Below are 18,618 nucleotides of genomic sequence, written 5' to 3' on the forward strand. Positions count from 1 at the left end.
TCATATGCCTGAGAGGACATGCTATAAACAGGGCACGAGAAGATCGTTTCGGAGGTGTTTGGTTGTGAGAATGGTTACATTGATTTTTATCAAAGCGGCCTGAACCATGCTGGGCACACTGAGCGACCTTGATCTAAGGCTCATCCGGGTTTTTCTGGCGATTGTGGATGCGGGCGGTATTTCCGTAGCGCAGGGTAGCCTTAATGTTGGTCAGTCCACGATCAGCACCCAGTTAGCCACACTTGAAACACGGCTTGGTTTCAGGCTGTGCGAAAGAGGCCGTGGAGGCTTCAGGCTGACAGCCAAAGGGCTGCGGTTTGCTGAGCTTGCCCGCACCCTTGTCGGGGCGGTGGAAGATTTCAGCATGCAGGCCCGCAACATGGACCGCAAACTGGTGGGTGCGCTGAGGATTGGTATGATCGGGCATACACCTTTCAGCGAAAACAGCCGGATCAGCCATGCGATTGCGCGGTTTCGGCAGCGCGATGAAGCTGTACGCCTTTTTATAAAAGTCTGTTCACCCAGCGCCATGGAGGAACAACTCCTGAGTGGCGAGCTGGATATTGCTGTCGGGTATTTCTGGCACAGAACCGCCAGCCTGCATTTTACCCCTCTGTTTCTGGAACGGCAGGTAGCCTATTGCGGCCAGCAGCACCCATTGTTTGCTCTTGCAGGGGAAGTTTCTGTAACTCAGGCATGGGATTATGACTGGGCCTGGCGTAGCTACCCCTTACCTGAAACCGTTTTTCCAACGCAGCCCCGCCATATTACGGCCGTTGCTGATAATATGGAGGCATTGGCCATGTTGGTGTTATCGGGGCACCATCTGGCTTTTTTACCGCAACATTTTGCTTTGCCTTACTGCCGCCAGGGACTGATGGCGCCTCTTAACCAGCAGGCATTGCATTATGAGGTCACGTTCCATGTCGTAACACGACAGCGCCAGCACGTGAGCGAAATCGCCCGTGCTTTTCTGGCGGATCTGGCCGCTGTTCATCTGGATATACCAGAAGGCGGTAAGGCTGAAGGTCTGGGGTGAGAGCAGTTGCCCGGATGCAGCAGGCCGTGATTAGGTCAATGAACATCAAACTAAACGTTCTGACTGAGCAATTTTTCCAGACAGGTATCTATGGTCTATTGGGCTACCCCTCTTGTGGAGCGCGCCAAGCTCCAGCCTGACAAGGAAAAGCCCCATGAGCACCGAAAAACTTGATGCCCTGCGTAAAAAATATGGCGGTGCCGCCGGAGAAACAGTGCACACCCCCGAGTTTCGTGCTGTAGCGGAAGGGCAGTTTTCCGCCGGGGCCAGTCGGGCTAAACCTTATTCCGGCGTGCCAACCTTTATGGGGTTGCCCTATCAGCCTGAAGTAACCCCCGACACACTCTCCGCTCTCGATATTGCGGTGGTTGGTGTTCCCATGGATCTGGGGGTAACCAACCGTTCAGGCGCACGTTTTGGCCCGCGGGCAGTACGCAGCATCGAACGTATCGGTCCGTATAATCATGTGCTGCATCGCCAGCCCGCAGCCCTGTGCCGTGCTGCCGATATTGGGGATGTACCGTTCCGCAGCCGTTTCAGCCTTGAGCAGTCTCATGAGGACATTCAGGCCTTTTATCATGTGCTGACAAAGGCAGGGGTTATCCCTCTTTCTGTTGGTGGCGATCACTCCATCAGCTATTCCATTCTCAAGGCACTGGGGGCTGAACGCCCCGTCGGCATGGTGCATTTTGATGCCCATTGCGATACCGGCGGCAATTATGAAGGAGCAAAGTTCCATCATGGTGGCCCATTCCGGCACGCGGTGCTGGAAGGTGTGCTTGACCCCACACGCTGTGTGCAGATCGGCATCCGGGGGGCTTCGGAATATCTGTGGGAGTTTTCAAAAGACTCCGGCATGACGGTTATTCATGGCGAACAGGTGCCCCATCTGGGAGCCGCCGCCATTATTGAAACCGTTCGGCGCGTGGTGGGCGATGGGCCGGTTTACATCACGTTCGATGTGGACTGTCTGGATCCGGCTTTTGCTCCAGGCACCGGCACACCCGAAATTGGTGGCCTAACCACCCGGGAAGCACTGGAAATCCTGCGCGGGCTTGATGGGCTGAATGTGGTGGGAGGCGATGTGGTAGAGGTTGCGCCACAATACGATTCAACCACCAATACGGCCCATGCCGCAGCGCAGATCCTGTTTGAGATTTTCTGCCTCAGTGCTGGACGGATTGCAGCAAACAGAGAAAGCAAGACCTAACCAGCGCAGCCCGTTGAGGCATAGCCACAAAACCATAATATTTTGTTGGAAATCATGGTGCCGTAGCCAAATTTTTGTTAGCATTTGCCGCAATTTGCATAAAACTGCGAAAAAAGGCCGGCACCATGTCTCTTAAACGCCAGAATGCGATCATGCAGGCCGTACGGGCCAGAGGCAGCTGCAGCATTACCGATCTGGCGACAGAACTCGATGTGTCCACGGAAACCATCCGTCGCAATATACCCCCATTGCTGGCAATGGGGGTGTTGACCCGCTTCCACGGCGGCGTGATGGTGCCAGAAGGGCGGGAAGAACCGCCTTTCCAGCGGCGCATGCATATCAATTACATGGCTAAAAAAGCTGTCGCTGAAACTGTGCGAGCGCATATCCGTGATGGTGATAGCCTCATTCTGGATAATGGCACCACCTCGGCTTATGTGGCTGAGGCTCTTCTGAATCATTCCAGCCTGACCGTTATTACGCATTCCGTGCAGATTGCCTACAGACTGTCTGCCCGTAACGGCAACCGCGTTTTTATGGCGGGTGGCGAGCTATCGGGAGAAGATGGCACGGCCAATGGCCCTTCGGTTATCAGCTTTATTCAACAGTTTCAGGTGCGTTACGCTATTCTGTCAGTCGCCGGGATCAGCCTGGATGGGGAGTTTGGCAACTTCCATCTCTTCGAGGCTGATTTTGCACAGGCCGCCTTGCAGCAGGCGCAGGAGACATGGATTATTGCGGATGAGAGCAAGTTCCGGCGCGAAGCACCGGTAAAAGTCTGCCAGCTTGGCGCTGTCGATGCGATCGTAACCAGCGCCCCGCCCCCTGCACCGTTTGCAACGCGTTGTGCGGAGGAAGGGGTTAAAATACTCCTGCCAGAGACAGGCAGGAGCACAAACTCCGCAAAAGATGACTAAACCGGAAAGCCTTACGCGTTAAGAATTTCGAGTGCGCGGGCATGCAAGGCTGGCGTGGCAGCTGCAACGACCTTACCCGTCGAGTTCAGGCCCAAAGGCTGGCCTTGCCAGTCAGTAATAATTCCGCCTGCATTCTGCACGACCGGCACCAGAGCCAGATAGTCATACGGCTGGAGCGAGGCTTCAACCACCAGATCGCAAAAGCCCGAGGCCAGAAGTCCATAAATATAGCAGTCGCCGCCATAGCGCCTGACTGCGGCCTGTCGGCTTAATGTATTATAGCGCTCAAGGTCGGAAGCCGAAAAACAGTCCGGTGAGGTTGTGTAAACCCGTGCCGCTTCAAGAGACTGGCATGTGCTGACAGACACGCTCTGTTCCTGACCATCCTGCGTAAACAGGGTTTTGCCTGAATAAGCACTCCATCGCTCTCCGGTTGCGGGAATTTCAATCACACCCAAAGTGGGCAGTCGGTCACGGGTAAAGGCAACCAGAGCGCCAAAAAGTGGAAAACCGGTCATGAAGCTTTTGGTGCCGTCAATCGGATCAAGCGCCCACAGATTGCGACTGTCGCCGCTCAGGCCCTCTTCCTCACCCAAAATGGCGTGTTCGGGAAAACGCTGGCGCAGAATATCGCGCAATGCCGCTTCTATTGCCTTATCGGCCACGGTAACCGGGCTATCATCCGCCTTACGGTCATAAGCCGTAACCTGACGAAAATGGCGTCGTGCCAGCACACGGGCTGTATCCGCCAGTTCCACAGCGCAGGAAGCAATGCTGGCAATATCCGGTTGTGTCATGATCTGCACTTTACCTGCTGTTTGTCATGCGATGTTGCGCCACTAAAGCCACATAAAAACAATAAATACAACAAAAAACGAGGCTATGTGTTGCTTTCATTCTTTTGAATGTATGGTGTCATGCTAGCGTGATGGAAAAGAATTGCCGTTTCCTCTGCTTCCTGCCATGCAGGCGCATGACGACGCACCCACCCGCTTCAGAAACCAAGCATGAAGACTTTGAAATCTTTTTGGCGACCGCGCCGGGTTTTGAAGAAACACTCTGTGATGAGGTTCGCCTCAAAGGCTTCAAGCGGCCTAAAACGGTCCCCGGTGGCGTTGTCCTGCGCGGTGGCTGGCCTGAAGTCTGGCGTGCAAATTTATGGATACGCGGAGCCAGCCGGGTTCTGGCACGGATAGAGACATTCCGGGTCGTCCATCTTGCTCAGCTTGATCATCTGGCGCGCCGCGTGCCGTGGGCTACCGTATTACGGCCTGATGTGCCATTTCGTGTTGAAGCCCATTGCGCAGCATCACGTATCTACCATGCTGGCGCAGCAGCCGAGCGGATCAGCCGCGCGATTAGCGAAACACTGGGCGCACCGTGTCAGCCGGATGCGGCGGTGGTTGTCCGTGCTCGCATTGAGCGTGATGAGTGCACCCTGAGCATTGATACATCCGGCGTACTACTGCACCGCAGAGGCTATAAACAGGCGGTCAACCGTGCGCCGTTACGCGAGACAATGGCAGCTCTTTTTCTGCGCCAGTGCGGTTATGATGGTACGGAGCCTGTTGTTGACCCCATGTGCGGATCAGGCACATTCATCATAGAAGCGGCGGAAATTGCGGCCCGGCTCAATCCGGGACGGGGGCGGAAATTCGCGTTTGAAGAACTGGCGACCTTTGACGCGCAGGCGTGGGAACGTATGCGCAGTGTCAACAGCCAGCGCGTCCCTTCTGTCCGGTTTCATGGCAGCGACCGGGATGCGGGGGCCACAGCCATGAGCATAGCGAATGCAACGCGCGCAGGCGTGGAGGCATATGTTACTTTTGAAACTGCCCCGATCAGCGCTCTTACGCCCCCCGAAGGCCCCAAGGGGTTGGTCATCTGCAATCCGCCTTATGGCGCACGGCTGGGTGACCCGCGTAGTCTGGTGCCCCTGTACCGCGCTTTCGGGCAGGTATTGCGCGAGCGCTTTAGTGGCTGGCGCGCCGCCTTCGTAACCAGCGCGCCTGATCTGGCGCGAGAAACCGGATTACCGTTCCTGCCTATGCGAGCACCGGTGCCTCATGGTGGGCTGCGGGTCTCTCTGTTTCAGACTGCACCGCTCCCATAAATCCATTGCGGCCCTGCCTACCACGCAAGGTCAGGCAGGGGGCTTTTTGCGCCAGCAAGATAGCAATTATCTTGTGCTCCACGACCTGCCACATATAACCGTGCAGGTCGACCAGAGCCGGAACTGTCCATCTGTTCGGTTTCTTCCAACAGGCCCTGCTGCAACACCAGTCGCCGGAAATTCTGTTTGTGCATAGGCCGACCGGCCAGTGCTTCCATGGCCTGCTGCAGATGCAAAAGCGTGAAATGCGAAGCCAGCAGATCAAATACGATCGGCGTATAGCGTATTTTGGCGCGAAGGCGCGAAAGAGCCGTGGCCAGAACATGCCGGTAATCATACTGCATGGGCTGTCCGGTGGTGCATGCCGGTTCACTCTGCGGGCAGGATTCCTGTAGCAGGCCAGCTTCCCACAGCAACTCATAGCGAGACAGGGCGAGTTCATCATTCCAGCTATGGCCCGCAAGCCCGAATGTAATCGCACAACGCTGTTGTCGTGCGACATCCTGCCCGGCCCAGTCTTTCAGGGCCAGTAAAACCGGAGCAAGCCTTGCCGCATGATCGGGGTTTCTACGATCCTCCCATGGAAAATACGCATAAAACGACACAAGCGGGTTTGTGGGTTTTGTGTCCTGATCGAACAAAACCGGCGCGAAGGGGAGGCTTTTGACCTCGGCACTTTTGGCGTTTGGGGGTAGGCAGGTCATATAGGAAATCCGCACCCTGCGGTGGCCGTTTCCTGTATGGGTATCAGCAAAGGTATAAAGCTGCTCTGTATGACCGGGCCTGATCCCGGTTTGCTGGCGCACCCATTCCCGCAGGCTCTTCTGGAGCGAGTGCTGTCCAGACATCAATGGGCCTGATGGCAGGATAGCCCCACGATTCAGGGTGAGAACCTGCGGATCACCGCGTTCCAGGCAGACCAGAACGGCAACCAGTTCTGTTTCGCAAAGGGCCGGAGCCTGCATGTGGGTGCGTTTTCCCCTTAACGATACCGATCAAAGGTTCGTGTAGCAGCCAGCGGGGCATATGCAAGGGTAAAAACAGAAAAGTTCAGTCTATATCCAGACCAATATCGAGCGCTTTCACGCTGTGCGTAAGCCACCCGAGAGACAGGATATCAACCCCTGTTGCTGCAATTTGTGCGGCATTGGTTGGGGTGATCCCGCCGGATGCCTCGGCAATGGCGCGGCCACCTATCATCTCCACCGCCGTGCGGAGTGTGGCGGGAGGCATATTGTCCAGCAAATAGGCATCCGCTATCGCGCAGGTTAGGGCTGCTTCAAGCTGGGCCAATGTATCGACTTCCAGCTCTATGCTGACCAGATGGCCAGCATGCGACCGGGCGGCTTGCAGGGCATGAACCACATCTCCCCCGGCAAGGGCAAGATGATTATCCTTGATAAGGATTGCATCATCCAGCCGGAAACGATGGTTGGAACCGCCACCCGCCCGCACCGCGTATTTCTGCACGGCCCGCAAACCCGGCAGGGTTTTGCGTGTACAGCATACGCGGGCCTTTGTACCCTCAACCGCTTTGACAACCTGAGCCGTCGTGCTGGCAATGCCACTCAGATGCGAGAGCAGGTTCAACGCCGTGCGTTCGCCCGCCAGCACGGTTTCAGCCCCGGCGCTGATGGTTGCCAACACATCGCCGGGTTTTACAGACGCGCCATCCTGCATATGGGGCGTAAACAGACTGTGCGGGTCGAGTTGGGCAAATGCCAGCCGCGCTCCTTCCAGCCCGGCCAGCACACCACTTTCACGCGCACGAAAAGTCGCTTGCAGGCTTTGTCCCGGCCGCAGCAGGCTCTGTGTCGTAATATCGCCCGCAGTCCCCAGATCTTCCAGCAGGGCCACGCGGATAATGCTTTCCCATAAGGGAAGGGGAAGAGGGGGGAGAAACATGGCGGGGTATCCGTTTCGAAAGACTATCAGACGGCAAGCATCCGTTCCACGGCACGCCGGGCGTTTGCTGCGATGTCCGGGGGAATGCTCACCTGTGTCTGCATTGTTTCAAGAGCACGGCGAATGGTTGCCAAGGTTATGCGCTTCATGTGGGCACACAGGTTGCATGGCCGCACAAACTCTGTTTCGGGAAATTCGACCGAAAGATTGTCGCTCATGGAACATTCTGTCACCAGCAGGATTTTTTCCGGGTTATGCGCGCGGATATATTCCGACATCTGGGCTGTAGACCCGGCGCAATCAGCCTCTGCCAGAACCGCAGGCGGACATTCAGGATGCGCCATGACCGTCACGCCGGGATGCACTCTGCGATACTGCCGGATTTCCTGCGGAGTAAAGCGCTCATGCACCTCGCAATGAGCGGGCCATGTGATCATTTCTATCCCGGTTTCGGCTTCGATATTGCGGGCCAGAAACTCATCCGGGATCATGATAACGCGCGGAACACCAAGGCTTTCCACAACCCTTTTGGCATTGCCGGAGGTACAGCAGATATCGCTTTGCGCCTTCACGGCGGCCGAACTATTGACGTAGGTGACAACTGGCACACCGGGGTTTGCCTGCTTTAACGCCAGCACATCGGCTTCGGTAATGCCTTCAGCCAGCGAGCACCCGGCTGCGGCATCTGGGATCAGCACGGTTTTTTCCGGGTTCAGCAGCTTGGCGGTTTCCGCCATAAAATGGACACCGGCAATGACAATGACATCGGCCTCAACATCCTGTGCGGCGCGGGCCAGTGCCAGACTGTCTCCGCGAATATCCGCCACACAATGAAAGATTTCCGGTGTCTGGTAATTATGCGCCAGAATTACCGCGTTATGCTGCTGTTTGAGGCGCAGGATCGCCTCAATATCGTCAGCGTAAAGCTGTTCCCATTGATCTCGGCGCATGATGCGCGAAACCGGGCCGTACAGGGCATCACGGTTGCCGGAAAGGAGTGATGTCACCACGGTGATCCTTGTCTGACCATATTGCTCAAGTTGAGTATAACAGGGACAGACGAACCGCAACAGCTTTATGCACACATTCGCGTGGTTAGGTTTAGCGTGATGGTGGGTGAGTCAGCTACAGCGCGGCATCGTGCAGTTCATGCCGCTCGGAAGCGTGCCTGAGCATGGCAGGCAGGATTTGGCGCAGCCTGATGATACAGGGCAGGCGTTCATGTTTTTCGTAAGCGGCAGCATCGCGCCAGCGGCCCAGCAGGATGAAATTATCTGGGCGTCCACTGACATGAAAGAGATCATAGGTTTCAGTCTGACGTCCTGCCCGCACGAGGGGAATGACATCATGGAATGCGGCAATAAAAGTCGTGCGCTCCTGCGGGCGAACCTGAAATCTGATCACAAGTGTTTGTGCGACGTCCTCCTGCGCATCATCCGCAGGCCCTTTCGTATGGCTATCGTATGCAGGGATGTTGGGCACATCGGAGAGATGGAGACTGAGCGCTTCCCCTGAGAGTGTGCTTTGCTCAAGGGTGGCCAATGCCTGTTGTGCATCGGTTTTCATGAAATCAGCCAGATCAGGCAAGCTGTCCCAGCTTTCGAACAGATACAGTGTTGCAGGGCTTTCAGTATCCATAAAAACGCCAAAAGCCTGATTGCCGGGATGCGCGCGTGCAACACGTGCATTTTCCTTCATGACAGGCAGGAACTCCGTCAGGGCTGGCGGTTTAACAGGTAGGACAGTGACGATTCTAACCGGCGCTGTTCTGGCGGCTGCATGTCCAAGGGCGGGTATTGCGGCCCATGCCGCCACACCGGCCAAAGCCTGACGACGTGTCATTACAGCAACAGGTCTGGGCATAAGGCGGCCTTCCAGCAAGCGGGCATACACAAATTACGAGGCAACATAACCCGATGCCCGAATGCAGGGGAGGGGGAGTGATCCACCACGGGATGATTTTTGCTTGACCCCCAAATGTTTTCACACTTAAGTTAATAACGTAACTGGCACTTACATTAGAAATGTAATTATGAGCAACGCAGGCAACACAGACACAAGCAAAGGGCAAGTGGCAGCACTCGCACGCAGGGCACGTGGCTGGCTGGCTGTGTCCGTAGGGTGCGGCGCGGTGTCTGCGGCTTGTCTGGTCGGACAGTTTGTCGCGCTGGCCCATATTGTGGACGACACGGTTTTCCACGCCCGGACATTATGGGCCGAGCATACCCTGTTGATGGTGTTTCTGGTGTGCCTGCTCGGATATGTCGGCACGCGCTTTGCCTCTGATATGGCCGGAACAGAAGCCGGACTGCGGATTGTTGCCTCTGTTCGCACCGCATTGCTGCGGCACATTGCCAAAGCTGGCCCGGTCGCCAGCCTGCGTTTGCCTGCCGGTCAGATTCTGAGTGTGCTGGATGATGGTGTTGAGGCTCTTGAGCCTTTTTTCGCCCGGTATGTGCCGAGTGCGGCCATGATGGTTGTTTTGCCTCTGCTGATTTTGGCAGTCGTGTGCGGCGTGGATGGCTGGAGCTTTGTTATTCTGGCCTGCACGGGACCATTGGTACCAGTTTGCATGGTATTTGTCGGCTACAGTGCGCAAAAAGCCATGGATCGGCAGTGGGGACACCTCAGCACGCTGGCTGGGAGCTTTCTTGATGCTTTGCGGGGACTGAAAACCCTGCGCCTGTTCGGCCGCACGGCAGGAAGTCTTGAAAGAATAGGCCAACTGGCGGACGCTCATAGGCAGGCTACACTGTCAGTAATGAAAATTGCGTTTCTGACATCGGCCTCACTGGAGTTTTTTGCCTCTCTCTCCATTGCTCTGGTTGCCGTTGTTTTCGGCAGTCGGCTGCTGGCTGGCACGGTCGATTTTCGCAGTGCGTTTCTGGTGTTGCTGCTGGCGCCTGAATATTTTGCTCCGTTACGTAACTTTTCCGCCAGCTACCATGCCCGGCAGAACGCAATGGCAGCTCTAGAACAGATTGCTACCGTGCAGGCCCTGCCTGAACTGGCTGTAGCACTTGATGCGAGACCTGCTGAACACCCGACTGCGCACATAGAAGTGGAGGAACTGGTCTGCGAACATCTGAGCGCTGCGTACGAGGCTAATACGGTTGTGCTGCATGATGTGAACAGCACTTTCGCCCGCAGCCAGCTCAGCGCCCTGTCTGGTGTCAGCGGAGCAGGCAAAAGCACGCTCCTCTCGGTGCTGCTGGGCTTGCTGCCCCCTATGGCCGGGCGCTGTTACGCACGGGATGCCAAGGGGCAGCCTCTACCTCGTAGCGCTCTCAATGTTGCCTACGTGCCACAACGGCCCCAGCTTGTTTACGGCACCATTGCGGATAACCTGTGTATGGGGCTGACAGATGTCGCCTTCGACACGCTATGTGAAGCAGCCCGCATAGCCGATGCACTGGAGTTTATCGAAGCCCTGCCACAAGGCTTTCTGACTCTTGTGGGCGAACGGGGTTGTTGTCTGTCCAAGGGGCAGGTGCGGCGTCTGGCACTGGCGCGCGCACTACTGCGCAAGCCTGATGTGCTGGTGCTTGATGAACCCACAGCCGATCTGGACCCGGACAGCGCTCGCCGTATCACAGCCGCTATACGGCTCTGTGTGGCGGGGCGGATTGTCATTGTAGCCACCCACAAAGCCGATGTTCTGGCCTGCGCAGATCAGATTCTGGACATTGCACATGGGCGGGTTTCAGTGCGGAAGAAGCCCGAGGCTAAACGTGCTCCACACCTGAATGCAGGGGAGGTTTGCCCGGCATGAAAACCCTCAGCAACCTTGATGTCTCAGGTCGTGCCTGCTCCGGGCTACGGGTGTTACTCACCCCCGCCGGGTTGGGGTTGCCAGTTTTCAGACCTGTGCGCTGGCATATGCGGCTTGGCATACTCCTTGCCTGCACCGGTGCTGTAGCCAATTTTGGCCTGTTAACGCTGTCCGGCTGGTTGCTGGCTGGTGCGGCAATGGCCGGGCTGGCAGGTGCCGTGGCGGCTCAGAGCTTCAATATTCTCCTGCCCGCAACGGCGGTACGTTTTTTTGCCACGACCCGTATTCTTGCGCGGTATCTGGAAAAAATCAGCACGCATGACACAGCCCTGCGCCTGACCGGACGGCTGCGTAGCTGGCTTTATGCCCGTCTGGCGCCACAGGCTCCTGCGGGCCTTGTATCAGTACGGGGCGGGGACATTCTGAGCCGCTTTGTCAGCGATACCGACAGGGTGGCGGCTTGGTATACGGATGTCGCCGTACCCTGCTGGCGGGCAATACTGTGCAGTCTGTTTTTTGCCGGTGTTTTCCTCTGCCTGCTGCCTCAGGCCGCGGCTGTACTGGGGGGCGGTCTGGCGCTCGCCGTTATGGGCGTGTGGTGTCTGGCCGTCCGTCCCGTGCGCGGGTTAATGCAGCGCTCAGTCGAACGCCACGCCGCACTCCAGGCTGAGCTGGCCGACACCCTGCATGGTCTGGGCGAGTGGTTGGTGCTTGGGGCCATGCCTCGCCAGATTGCGGCGCTGAATGCCCGGCAAACCGCCCTGACCAACACACACCGGCGCATTGCCGCACACGAGGGACTGGCAGGGAGTTGTATAACGCTTCTGATGTTCTGCACCGCTGTGGGGGTGTTAGGGGTTGCTTTACAGGCATTCCGGGCCGGGCAACTTGCCGGACCAGAGGTGCCCATGCTTGTTCTGGGCACGCTGGCTGCGTTCGATGTTGTAGCCGCCCTGCCAGGTGCATGTGTGGCAGCGGCCCGCACACAACTCGGCGCCCAACGGCTGGCGGCCTGTGAGACCGGAGAAAGCAAGGCGGTTGCAACCCCAGCACAGCCTGTGGCCCCGTATGATCTTGAAATGCGCAACCTGTGTTTCAGCTACCCACAAACGGGTGCCGCCGTTCTCGATCATACCACGCTCACGGTCAGACAGGGTGAAAAGCTGGGCATTACGGGCCCATCTGGGGCTGGCAAAAGCAGCCTTGTCGCCCTGCTGTTCAATTTCTGGCCCGTGCAGGAGGGACGCATCGTGTTTGGCGGCGTTGATGTCAGCACAACGGATGCGGAAACCCTTTCATCGCTGATCAGCGTTGCTTCTCAGGATTTTCACCTGTTTACGGCAACCCTGCGCGACAATCTGCTGCTGGCCGCGCCTCAGGCCAGTGAGGCGGATATGAATGAAGCCCTGCGGATTGCACAGCTTGCGACATTTGTCGCGGCTCTGCCGCAGGGGCTGGACACGCTCGTGGGTCATGAAGGGCTGAGGCTGTCCGGCGGGCAGGCACGCAGGCTCTCCATTGCTCAGGCGCTCCTGCGCCGGACACCCTGGCTGGTTCTGGATGAACCGACCGAAGGGCTGGACGATGCCACGGAACAAGCCCTGATGCAGGCCCTGCTAGCCGCGTGCCCCCGAACAACCATCCTGTGTATCAGCCACAGGAGTGGCGTGCTTCCCTTCATGGATAGGGTTGTACGCCTTGAAGGAGGGCGATTGTGTCCCGAAGGGGAAAAGACATGAAAAACTGAAAGTTAGAAAAACAGGTTTTCTCGTATTGCAAGGTCTTGAAAAATGGATTTGATAAACCCCTCCGTGGTTGACCTTTCGCGCTTCCAGTTTGCGCTTACGGCTCTGTACCACTTCATGTTTGTGCCCCTGACCCTTGGGCTTACCTTCATGCTCGCCGCAATGGAGACGGTCTATGTCGTCACCGGCAAGCAGATTTACAAAGACATGGCCCAGTTCTGGGGCAAGCTGTTCGGTATCAACTTCGCACTTGGTGTTGCGACCGGGCTGACCATGGAGTTCGAATTCGGCACCAACTGGTCGATGTATTCGCGCTTTTTTGGGGACATGTTCGGCACGCCCCTAGCGATTGAGGGCCTGATGGCCTTCTTTATGGAATCCACCTTCGTGGGGATCATGTTCTTCGGGTGGGACAGGCTGAGCCGTCAGGGGCACCTGGCCGTGACGTATCTTGTCGCCCTTGGTTCCAACCTGTCTGCATTGTGGATTTTGGTCGCCAATGCCAGCATGAACGTACCAGACGGTGCGCATTTTGACCCCGACACCATGCGCATGACGTTCGACAGCTTTGTTCACGTGGTGTTTAACCCGGACTCTCAGGCCAAGTTCGTTCACACATCTGTTGCCGGGTATGTTACCGCCTCGCTTTTTGTCATGGGTATCAGCTCTTTTTACCTGCTGCGTCGCGAACACCGGCAGTTTGCCGCACGTTCTTTTCGTATGGCCGCTATTTTCGGCATTATTTCCACCGTTGCAGTGATTACGCTGGGCGATGTGCTGGGCCGGATGGATTATGAACACCAGCCGACAAAAATCGCTGCAATCGAAGGGCTGTGGCACACAAGCAAGCCGCCGTACGAGCCGTGGATACTGGCGGCCCTGCCAGATGATGCAAAACAGGAAAGCTATTTTGAAATCGGCGTGCCTTATGTTCTCACTCCGCTGATTACTCATAGCTTCAATACGCCCATTACTGGCATGCGCGAACTACAGGAACAGGCAGGCCCGCGTATTGAATCCGGCATTACAGCCGTTGCTGCTCTCAAGCGCTATGGCGAGACGCATCTGGCTGAAGATCTGGCCATCTTTCAAGCGCATGAAAATGACATGGGTTATGGTTTTCTGGCCACCCGCCACGCCCCCAATCAGGATGTTTCGGGCATGACGGACGAACAGCTGCACACTGTTGTAGAGCAGACCAAGCCCGATATTCTGCCTAATGTGTTTGTGACGTTCTGGGCGTTCAGGCTGATGGTTTTTCTGTCGCTGTATTTCTTTGTGATCTTTGCCGTTGCAGCCTATCTGAGCCTGAAGAAACAGCTTGAGCGCTATCCGCTGTTCCTTAAAATCTGCCTGTGGTCCATTCCTCTGCCGGTGCTTGCAACCGAGTTTGGCTGGATTACGGCGGAGGCGGGCCGTCAGCCATGGACCGTGTTCGAGCGTCTACCCACTTTCATGTCCGCCTCATCGCACGGCGTTGGGTACATGCTGTTCTCGCTGGCAGGTTTTACCGTGCTCTACAGCATTTTTATCGCAGCGGAACTTTACCTGATGTTCAAGTTCGCGCGGCTCGGCCCGGATAGTCATGGCACGCATGAACCGGAAAACAGCACACCCTCGCTTTCGGTTATCGCGCATTAAGCCGGAGCGGCAACACGCGTGGCGGGGTTCAAGGCCCGCCACATGGTTGGGGAAAGAAGAAGTATCATGGATCTTTATACAATTCTCAAACTCGTCTGGGCTGGCCTGCTGTGCATCCTGCTGATCGGGCTTGGGCTGATGGTCGGCATGGATATGGGGGTCGGTACGCTCCTGCGCTTTGTCGGCCGCAATGATGCCGAACGCCGGACTGCGCTCAATATCATCGGCCCGCACTGGGATGGCAATCAGGTGTGGTTCATTCTGGGAGGGGGCGCGATTTTTGCGGCTTTCCCGACGCTCTACGCCACCTCCTTTTCCGTGTTTTATGTGGTTATGATCCTGCTTCTGTTCAGCATGATCCTGCGGCCTGTGGCGTTTGAATACCGCTCCAAGGTTGATGCGCGTCTCTGGCGGGCAAGCTGGGACTGGGCGTTTCTTGTATCCGGCTTCCTGCCCATGTTCGTCTATGGCGCAGCCTTCGGGAACATTCTGCAAGGCGTTGGCTATCATTTTGCATGGAGCGGACAGTATTTTCAGGATAGCTCGTTTTTCAGCTATCTGCTGAATCCCTTTGCCATTCTATGCGGCCTTATGGCCGTCAGCCTGAGCGTTTTTCAGGGTGGTGTCATGCTGATGATGCGTGCCGAAAACCCGATTTACGCCCGCGCACGGGGCTATGCCCAGACTGCTGCCCTGTCAGGTGCTGCCCTGTTTGTCATTGGCGGCGTATGGATCCGTAATGTGCGGGGCTTTGTACTGCTGGAGGGCGAACCCGGCATGCCAGCCAACCCGATGCGAGGGCAGCATGTAAGCATGGAAGCCGGGGCATGGCTGCATAATTACACCGCACACCCTGTGCTGTGGCTGCTGCCTGTGCTGGGGATTTTTTCCATGCTGGCAGGGGCCGCTTTTGTGCGCGCCAACCGTCCGTATCTGGCCTGGTGGACGGGACTTGGTACATGGATTGGCACCATCGGCACGGTTGCCGGAGCCATGTTTCCGTTCTTCATGCCCTCCACCACCAACCCGGATCAAAGCCTGACAATATGGAACAGTTCAGCCAGTCAATACGGGCTGACCTGCATGTTGGTGGTCGCACTGATCTTTGTGCCGATCATCCTGTCCTATACCGCGTGGTGCTATTACATCATGGGGGGCAAGGTACGCACGGAAAACATTGTTAATGATACGCATAGCTACTGAGAGGAGAGCCAAAATGACAACACTCTTACGCATTGCAGGTTTGGGTCTGGTTCTTGTCGTAGCACTGCTATTTGCAGTTTTCGTTGGGGATCAGGGGCCGTGGTATTTTGCCTGGGTAGTTGGAACGGTCATGATTGTGCTGATCGCCGGGGCAGGGGCCATTCTGTTCGATGCCCAACCCGACAATACTCCAGATGGGGAGGTATAATATGTTAGGCGATCTTGAAGGTATTATCCTTTTCATACCATTCCTTTACCTGACTTTTTATATTGCGGCATGGGCTATTTGCAGAAAGCTCTTTCCGTAAAATCATGTACATGAAATTATACTTTCAAATATAAAATTTTTATTTGAAAGTTATTTGTTTCGTGATATATTATTTTTGTAGAAGGTTTCTGGCTGACATCAGACTTTTACATGCCTCATGCAAAGCGCCCCGGCCGAAAGACCGGGGCGCTTTGTTATGCAACAATGGTTTTACGTATTTAAACGGCAGTTTTACTCCTGCACCTGCAAAACCCCCTGATTGACCGCACTTGGAATACTGGGCCAGAAAGTCTCGGCAATGGCGTTCTGTGTGCTGGCGAGGCGGGTCTGTATCCAACTCATGTAATCATGTAATCCACGCAGGATAATATCACCTGCTGTCTGATCGCTCAGGGTTGTGCGGAGTTCATCCAGGCATTCCTGCAGCGGGGCACATAACCCGTACAGTCCTGCATGGTTGGCCAATAAGCTCAACACATCATCAATCTGCCGCAGATTGGACGAAAGGGAGCGCGGAAAACCTTCGTTCTTGAGAAGAAAACCAACAATATTGGCGGGCGTCACCGTAACTGGCCGCAAGCGGCGGAAGGAATGATGCGCCGCAGCAGAGCGCAGAACAGAGGTCCACTGCGTGATATCAATGGCTGATCCCGGCACTTCTCCTTGTGGTAGCAGCATATGGTACCGGATATCGACCAGACGGGTAATCTGATCGCAGCGTTCAAGATGTTTGCCAAGTCGGTAGAACAGCCACGCCTGATCGCGATACAGCGTGCCTTCAGCAATACCATAATGGGTCTGGCATTCCTGTCGTATGCGCCCACACAGGCCGGACAGACTGCTGGTTTTGACCGATGTTTCGTCCAGTTCCAGCAGCCAGCGTGTGAAAACGTTCAGATGTGTCCATAACTCGGTAGAAACCAGCGGCCTAACAGCACGAGCGTTTTCACGAATGGCATGCGCCATAGACCGAATGGAACCGGGGTTTTCTGCTTCGATCAGGTAAAAAGGCACGGCATCAGCACTTGAGCCATCAGGGTGCAGGCGGCTGAACAGGCTTTCATCCGAATTGATGCTTACGATGGAATCCCATGCGGTCTGCCCTTCGGCATCACGCACAAAGGTTTCCGTCACTTCCAGCAGTCGGGCCAGATTTTCTACCCGCTCCATGTAACGGGCGAGCCACATCATGCACTCAGCATAACGGGATAAAAGGGGAAAATGCGCCAGTTCCATCATGATGCCATGACCCATGTATCTTTAGACCCGCCACCCTGAGAGGAATTGACCACAAGAGACCCTTTGCGCAGGGCCACGCGGGACAACCCGCCGGGCAGCACCCAGACTGATCGCCCTGTCAGGGCGAAAGGTCGCAGATCAACATGACGCGCCTCAACACCATCGGGGCAGAGGGTGGGTGTTACGGACAGGCCGATAACCGGCTGGCTGATATAATTGGCAGGGTCCTGTTGCAGTTTCTGCCGAAATTCCTCCAGTTCGGCCTTGCTGGCCTGCGGGCCGATCAACAGGCCGTAACCACCAGACTCTCCAACAGGTTTAACTACCAGCTTGTCCAGATTAGCCAGAGTATAGGCCAGTCCTTCCTCTTCTGCGCAGATATGGGTTTGCACACTGTCCAGAATGGGGTCTTCGTCCAGATAGTAGCGAATGATACGCGGCATATAGGCGTAAACAGCTTTGTCATCCGCCACACCGGTACCAAGGGCGTTAGCCAGTGTCACGTTGCCATACCTGTAAGCGTCAATCAGCCCCGGAACCCCCAGAAGACTATCGGGGTTGAAAGCAAGCGGATCAAGAAACTCATCATTAAGACGACGGTAAATGGAATGAACCGGCTTCGGCCCCATCGTGGTACGCATATAGACACGATGGTTTTCCACGAACAGGTCGCGGCCTTCAACCAGCGGCACCCCCATCTCGCGCGAGAGGAAAACATGCTCGAAATAAGCGGAGTTGTAGATACCCGGTGAAAGCAGAACGACCTGCGGATTGAGAACACCTTCGGGCGCCACTTCACACAGGGTCTGATGCAGGCGCGGGCCATACTCCTCAACCGAGCGAACTGGCAGGCCTGATGCCAGGTCAGGCATGAGCCTGAGCATCATATGGCGATTTTCAATCACATAGGAAACGCCCGAGGGCGTGCGGGCATTATCTTCCAGAATGAGAAAACGTCCATCCATATCGCGGATAAGGTCTGTGCCGTTTACATGCACATACACACCACCCGGCACCTTGAAGCCCACCATAGCCTCGCAGTAATTCGGATTATTCAACACCAGCTCGGCAGGAATAATGCCGTCTTTAAGGATTTTCCGGTCATGATAGATGTCGTGCAGGAAGAGGTTAAGCGCTTGAATGCGCTGCTGCACGCCGCGCTCGATATGTGACCATTCCTGTGCTGTCATGATCCGCGGAATGGCATCAAACGGCAGAATACGGTCTATGGCCTCGCGGTTGGAATAGACAGTAAAGGTTATGCCCATGCTGTAAAGCTGCGCCTCGGCCGAGGCCGTGCGTTTGCGCAGCTCCGCCACATCCATCGCGGCAAGCCTGCTGCGAACACGATTGAGGGCTTCAGGCATGGGGCCTTTACGGTTCATGAGTTCGCAGAAAAACTCAGGAACCTGATATCCATCCAGCAGGCCGGTTGGCGATGTTTCGGACAGAGTATGCGGCTTGGCACTACTCATGGGGCCTCCCGTCTGAACGGTCTGGCGTCAGGTGCCCGGATCAGGGGAGCGGGCCACGCCAGATTGTTGCGATCTGTTACTGACGGGAGCA

The 18,618-nt window shown here is 56.1% G+C and carries 16 protein-coding genes; 9 read left to right on the forward strand and 7 right to left on the reverse strand.

What is annotated here, in order from left to right; translation table 11 throughout:
• Positions 1-106 precede the first annotated feature (106 nt).
• From J2D75_RS07575 to J2D75_RS07585, 3 genes are all read left to right on the forward strand, one after another.
• Positions 107-1,039 carry a LysR family transcriptional regulator gene (locus J2D75_RS07575; RefSeq protein ID WP_207854164.1) on the forward strand — a complete coding sequence of 311 codons (933 nt, stop codon included), beginning with the start codon at positions 107-109 and terminating at the stop codon, positions 1,037-1,039.
• A 154-nt stretch (positions 1,040-1,193) separates the two neighbouring features.
• Positions 1,194-2,249 (forward strand): agmatinase, encoded by a 1,056-nt coding sequence (speB, locus tag J2D75_RS07580; protein WP_207854165.1) that lies wholly within the window; start codon positions 1,194-1,196, stop codon positions 2,247-2,249.
• Positions 2,250-2,374: 125 nt separating this feature from the next.
• The gene (locus tag J2D75_RS07585; protein ID WP_207854166.1) at positions 2,375-3,166 is read left to right on the forward strand and encodes a DeoR/GlpR family DNA-binding transcription regulator; all 792 of its coding nucleotides are present in this window, start codon (positions 2,375-2,377) and stop codon (positions 3,164-3,166) included.
• An 11-nt stretch (positions 3,167-3,177) separates the two neighbouring features.
• Here J2D75_RS07585 and J2D75_RS07590 read toward each other — a convergent pair whose 3' ends face one another.
• On the reverse strand, positions 3,178-3,963 hold the full coding sequence (locus J2D75_RS07590; protein WP_207854167.1) for an inositol monophosphatase family protein: 786 nt from the start codon (positions 3,961-3,963) through the stop codon (positions 3,178-3,180).
• A gap of 176 nt (positions 3,964-4,139) precedes the next feature.
• On the opposite strand from J2D75_RS07590, the gene J2D75_RS07595 reads away from it, so the two are divergent.
• Positions 4,140-5,279, forward strand: coding sequence for a THUMP domain-containing class I SAM-dependent RNA methyltransferase (locus tag J2D75_RS07595; protein ID WP_207854168.1), 1,140 nt, complete (start codon positions 4,140-4,142; stop codon positions 5,277-5,279).
• A gap of 17 nt (positions 5,280-5,296) precedes the next feature.
• Here the strand turns inward: J2D75_RS07595 and J2D75_RS07600 are convergent, their stop codons facing one another.
• The 4 genes from J2D75_RS07600 to J2D75_RS07615 form a co-directional block, all read right to left on the reverse strand.
• Complete coding sequence (locus J2D75_RS07600; protein ID WP_207854169.1) at positions 5,297-6,244, reverse strand: NUDIX hydrolase; 948 nt, start codon at positions 6,242-6,244, stop codon at positions 5,297-5,299.
• Positions 6,245-6,329: 85 nt separating this feature from the next.
• Positions 6,330-7,184 (reverse strand): carboxylating nicotinate-nucleotide diphosphorylase, encoded by an 855-nt coding sequence (gene nadC, locus J2D75_RS07605; RefSeq protein WP_207854170.1) that lies wholly within the window; start codon positions 7,182-7,184, stop codon positions 6,330-6,332.
• A 26-nt stretch (positions 7,185-7,210) separates the two neighbouring features.
• Entirely contained in the window at positions 7,211-8,191 is a 981-nt protein-coding gene (gene nadA / locus J2D75_RS07610) for a quinolinate synthase NadA (RefSeq protein ID WP_207854171.1), read from the reverse strand.
• Between the two features lie 118 nt (positions 8,192-8,309).
• The gene (locus J2D75_RS07615; RefSeq protein ID WP_207854172.1) at positions 8,310-9,047 is read right to left on the reverse strand and encodes a putative quinol monooxygenase; all 738 of its coding nucleotides are present in this window, start codon (positions 9,045-9,047) and stop codon (positions 8,310-8,312) included.
• Between the two features lie 208 nt (positions 9,048-9,255).
• On the opposite strand from J2D75_RS07615, the gene cydD reads away from it, so the two are divergent.
• The 5 genes from cydD (at position 9,256) to J2D75_RS07640 (ending at position 15,753) form a co-directional block, all read left to right on the forward strand.
• Positions 9,256-10,956, forward strand: a complete 1,701-nt coding sequence (gene cydD / locus J2D75_RS07620) for a thiol reductant ABC exporter subunit CydD (RefSeq protein ID WP_265782960.1) — start codon at positions 9,256-9,258, stop codon at positions 10,954-10,956.
• Positions 10,953-12,695, forward strand: a complete 1,743-nt coding sequence (gene cydC / locus J2D75_RS07625) for a thiol reductant ABC exporter subunit CydC (RefSeq protein ID WP_243428592.1) — start codon at positions 10,953-10,955, stop codon at positions 12,693-12,695. Before cydD ends, cydC begins: the two co-directional genes overlap by 4 nt.
• Positions 12,696-12,746: 51 nt before the next feature.
• A complete protein-coding gene (locus J2D75_RS07630) occupies positions 12,747-14,342 on the forward strand; it encodes a cytochrome ubiquinol oxidase subunit I (RefSeq protein WP_207854174.1) in 1,596 nt (531 codons plus the stop codon).
• 66 nt (positions 14,343-14,408) lie between these two features.
• Positions 14,409-15,545, forward strand: coding sequence for a cytochrome d ubiquinol oxidase subunit II (gene cydB, locus J2D75_RS07635; RefSeq protein ID WP_207854175.1), 1,137 nt, complete (start codon positions 14,409-14,411; stop codon positions 15,543-15,545).
• Between the two features lie 13 nt (positions 15,546-15,558).
• Positions 15,559-15,753, forward strand: coding sequence for a hypothetical protein (locus tag J2D75_RS07640; RefSeq protein ID WP_207854176.1), 195 nt, complete (start codon positions 15,559-15,561; stop codon positions 15,751-15,753).
• 291 nt (positions 15,754-16,044) lie between these two features.
• Here J2D75_RS07640 and J2D75_RS07645 read toward each other — a convergent pair whose 3' ends face one another.
• Together J2D75_RS07645 and J2D75_RS07650 are read right to left on the reverse strand one after the other, a co-directional pair.
• Complete coding sequence (locus J2D75_RS07645) at positions 16,045-17,067, reverse strand: alpha-E domain-containing protein (RefSeq protein WP_207854177.1); 1,023 nt, start codon at positions 17,065-17,067, stop codon at positions 16,045-16,047.
• A complete protein-coding gene (locus J2D75_RS07650; RefSeq protein WP_207854178.1) occupies positions 17,049-18,527 on the reverse strand; it encodes a circularly permuted type 2 ATP-grasp protein in 1,479 nt (492 codons plus the stop codon). Before J2D75_RS07650 ends, J2D75_RS07645 begins: the two co-directional genes overlap by 19 nt.
• Positions 18,528-18,618: the final 91 nt, after the last annotated feature.

It is taken from the genome of Acetobacter suratthaniensis, from assembly GCF_017377745.1.
GTDB classification, from domain to species: Bacteria; Pseudomonadota; Alphaproteobacteria; order Acetobacterales; family Acetobacteraceae; genus Acetobacter; species Acetobacter suratthaniensis.

Excerpts from the sequence above, each read along its gene's own strand:
- J2D75_RS07575 (WP_207854164.1), top strand. The coding sequence starts at position 107 with ATGCTGGGCACACTGAGCGACCTTGATCTAAGGCTCATCCGGGTTTTT.
- speB (WP_207854165.1), top strand. The coding sequence starts at position 1,194 with ATGAGCACCGAAAAACTTGATGCCCTGCGTAAAAAATATGGCGGTGCC.
- J2D75_RS07585 (WP_207854166.1), top strand. The coding sequence starts at position 2,375 with ATGTCTCTTAAACGCCAGAATGCGATCATGCAGGCCGTACGGGCCAGA.
- J2D75_RS07590 (WP_207854167.1), bottom strand. The coding sequence starts at position 3,963 with ATGACACAACCGGATATTGCCAGCATTGCTTCCTGCGCTGTGGAACTG.
- J2D75_RS07595 (WP_207854168.1), top strand. The coding sequence starts at position 4,140 with ATGACGACGCACCCACCCGCTTCAGAAACCAAGCATGAAGACTTTGAA.
- J2D75_RS07600 (WP_207854169.1), bottom strand. The coding sequence starts at position 6,244 with ATGCAGGCTCCGGCCCTTTGCGAAACAGAACTGGTTGCCGTTCTGGTC.
- nadC (WP_207854170.1), bottom strand. The coding sequence starts at position 7,184 with ATGTTTCTCCCCCCTCTTCCCCTTCCCTTATGGGAAAGCATTATCCGC.
- J2D75_RS07615 (WP_207854172.1), bottom strand. The coding sequence starts at position 9,047 with ATGCCCAGACCTGTTGCTGTAATGACACGTCGTCAGGCTTTGGCCGGT.
- cydC (WP_243428592.1), top strand. The coding sequence starts at position 10,953 with ATGAAAACCCTCAGCAACCTTGATGTCTCAGGTCGTGCCTGCTCCGGG.
- J2D75_RS07630 (WP_207854174.1), top strand. The coding sequence starts at position 12,747 with ATGGATTTGATAAACCCCTCCGTGGTTGACCTTTCGCGCTTCCAGTTT.
- cydB (WP_207854175.1), top strand. The coding sequence starts at position 14,409 with ATGGATCTTTATACAATTCTCAAACTCGTCTGGGCTGGCCTGCTGTGC.
- J2D75_RS07640 (WP_207854176.1), top strand. The coding sequence starts at position 15,559 with ATGACAACACTCTTACGCATTGCAGGTTTGGGTCTGGTTCTTGTCGTA.
- J2D75_RS07645 (WP_207854177.1), bottom strand. The coding sequence starts at position 17,067 with ATGGGTCATGGCATCATGATGGAACTGGCGCATTTTCCCCTTTTATCC.
- J2D75_RS07650 (WP_207854178.1), bottom strand. The coding sequence starts at position 18,527 with ATGAGTAGTGCCAAGCCGCATACTCTGTCCGAAACATCGCCAACCGGC.